This is a genomic window from Methanosarcinales archaeon (genome assembly GCA_014859725.1).
In the GTDB taxonomy this organism is placed as follows: domain Archaea; phylum Halobacteriota; class Methanosarcinia; order Methanosarcinales; family Methanocomedenaceae; genus Kmv04.
The window spans coordinates 1-2,760 of record JACUTQ010000229.1 but is presented as its reverse complement, the minus strand read 5'-3'; the positions used below and the strand labels follow the sequence as shown (position 1 = coordinate 2,760).

Here is a 2,760-nt window from a genome sequence, read left to right as displayed (position 1 = left end):
GATTCCATAAAAATATATTTTCCCATTTACCATTTAATTTGAAGAAGATACCAATTTTCTTCATTTCCAATAGCATATAGACAGAATTAGATACTGTCTTTTCATAGGACCGGGGAATATGAATGGCTTTAAGATTAGTACATGATTGAACAATAGCAAGGATATCTTTGTTAGAAGGTCTAAAAGCCAGGTGGACAAACTCTTCATTACGATCAATTGTATTGATCTCATTTTTTGAATTAATTACTCTTATCCTCATGTTTTTCAAATCAAGTGGTAGATATATATATATAATTTTCCAAAATATAAAATTGTTTCGAATTTGTTGTTGAAAACCTGGTCTTCATTAATTATTGAATCAAAATAACATATTAAAATTATGACATAGTCACAATCAACGTTTAACCTGATCCAGAACTTCACTAAGATCCCGGACAATGCCATATTTCCTATTGAAAAATGCCAGTATATTTGAAATATCTCTCATAAGCAATTCATCTGCATTCTCCTGTTCCACATCCACATACTGAGGCCAGTCTATAATAGTGACTTTATCGTCACTAACAAAGATATTATACTCACTTAGATCAGCATGAACAAATTCCTTTGAATAGGCTAATGCAATCTGTTCAATGATCCTGTCCAGGTACCATTCAGGTTCAATCACTTTTGTTTTGGATAATTCTCCTCCTTCTGCAATACCCATAACAATAACATTTCGGTTGTGATCAATTGGTTCAGGAACATTAACATCTGGATAAACCTTCTTAAGCGCTTCAAATTCCCTTTTGGCAGCCAGTCGTGCAGCATATATCCAGGAGAAGTGGAAAATATCTTTCAGATGTTCCCGATTCCGCTTTACCTGTTTGAAACTTGTACGTCCTTCCCTATGAAACTTGATAATGACTGGCTGCTGGCCGATACCACCCACCAGATCACGTAATCCCTCATAGACTACCGATTCCTTGCCAACACCCAGTTCTTCCCCGATAGCTGATAGTGATCCCCGTTTAACCAGTGCATTTAACGCCAGCAGGTCATATCCTTCAAAATATATCTGGTATCCTTCATAGGGTACGGTTTGATGTTTCAGCAGTCCTTTGATCCCTAATCCCTTCAATATATAATTGAGTTCACTCTCGGTGATCTTGGTATATTTGGATATTTCAGATAATGGCACCCATTCATAGTATTTCATGCCAACTTCAATGCCTGTCAATACGCGAAAATCCCTGGGCTCCAGGGATTTGAACACTGCTGGAATATCATTTAACATACCTATCTCAATTTGTACGCATTAAATATAACATCTTGCGACTCAATTTAATTCCTGTGAAATGTAGAAAATGCAGCAAAACGGCAGTTACTTTCCAGCCATATAGCGGAGCCCACCTGTGCACTCCCCATTTTATCGAGGATGTGGAACGTAAGGTCAAATATACCATCCGACAGCACCGAATGGTAGATAGAGAAGATACCATTGCAGTGGGTTTAAGCGGTGGTAAGGACAGTTCAGTGCTGCTGTATATTTTGAAAAAATTATTTGGCAATAGACCTGACATCACTCTTATCGCTATCAGCATTGATGAAGGTATTAAAGGGTACAGGCAAGAAACGTTAGAGTACGCTAAGGAATTTACACAATCTCTTGGAGTGGAGCATATAATTGCCAGTTTCAAAGCCGAATACGGCAAGAGCCTTGACGAGATCGTAGCCAGAGGAGGAGAGAAGGGGCCCTGTAGCTACTGTGGTGCCCTGCGGAAGTATCTTCTGAACAAGACTGCACGGGAAGCAGGAGCTACCAGGCTGGCTGTGGGACATAACCTGGATGATGAGGCCCAGACTGTGATGATGAATCTACTGCGGGGTGATGTAGAGCGGCTCGTCAGGATGTCACCAGGTTGTGTCCAACCGGGCCTGATCCTGCGCTCAAAACCCCTGCGTGATATCCCGGAACGCGAGGTGGCGCTTTATGCACTGCTGAACCATATCCCGGTTGATTTTTCAGAATGTCCTTATGCGTACACAGCTATCAGGGGCGAGGTCAGGGATATTCTTAACGATTTTGAGGTTAGACATCCAGGCACTAAATATGCAGTGCTGCGAAGCCTTGATAAACTGGCAGAACCGCTAAGGCATACATTCCCCCAGATAATCCTTAACCGATGTATGAAGTGTGGAGAGCCTACGGCCAGCGATATCTGTCAATCCTGTAAACTGCTTGGGAGATAATGGGAAATGTGCAAGTACTGTGTATTGCAATGAAAAGGGAAAAAATGGTTTCACCATGTGGATAATTTTGAAAAGACCCATCTGGACGACTCACAGCGTCTTGAACTGGCAAGAGCATTATGATCTTTATACTACGAGATATGCCGTCATAAAGGATCTCAAAGGAAAGACTGCTTTCAATATTGGGTACGGGAAGTCGTACATGATACCCATTCAATTTTCAAGCAGCCAGTACCACAGCGGTACGTAACGTAACATTTTCCCATCAACAATTTCTTCGTGGAAATAGTCTGAAGTTATGATCGTACCTTTTGAAAGGTCAAAATAATTCAATCCTTCAACCATACCCCTTATCTCACGGGACTTTGTTTCGGCATCTGAAACATCGAAACAAACCTGTATCAACTGGCTGGCTTTCAAGCCCTCCTTTATTAAAAAATCCACCTCATGACCTTTTGCACTTTGCCAGTAATATATTGGGACCAGTTTTTACTCGGGCACAGTATCCATTCTCAAACAATTCGTAAC

General features: G+C 40.9%; 4 protein-coding genes. 1 reads left to right on the top strand and 3 read right to left on the bottom strand.

What is annotated here, in order from left to right:
* Positions 1-259 (bottom strand): DUF1699 family protein (locus IBX40_12545; protein MBE0525138.1); only part of this gene is annotated, 259 nt, incomplete at its 3' end.
* Positions 260-394: 135 nt separating this feature from the next.
* Positions 395-1,276, bottom strand: a complete 882-nt coding sequence (locus IBX40_12540) for a serine/threonine protein kinase (GenBank protein ID MBE0525137.1) — start codon at positions 1,274-1,276, stop codon at positions 395-397.
* Between the two features lie 50 nt (positions 1,277-1,326).
* Here IBX40_12540 and IBX40_12535 point away from each other — a divergent pair, with 50 nt between their 5' ends.
* Complete coding sequence (locus tag IBX40_12535) at positions 1,327-2,232, top strand: TIGR00269 family protein (protein ID MBE0525136.1); 906 nt, start codon at positions 1,327-1,329, stop codon at positions 2,230-2,232.
* Between the two features lie 213 nt (positions 2,233-2,445).
* Here IBX40_12535 and IBX40_12530 read toward each other — a convergent pair whose 3' ends face one another.
* Entirely contained in the window at positions 2,446-2,676 is a 231-nt protein-coding gene (locus tag IBX40_12530; protein MBE0525135.1) for an ATP-binding protein, read from the bottom strand.
* Positions 2,677-2,760: the final 84 nt, after the last annotated feature.

Bases quoted from the DNA above. Each gene is read 5' to 3' on its own strand.
- IBX40_12540 (MBE0525137.1), bottom strand. From the start codon at position 1,276: ATGTTAAATGATATTCCAGCAGTGTTCAAATCCCTGGAGCCCAGGGAT.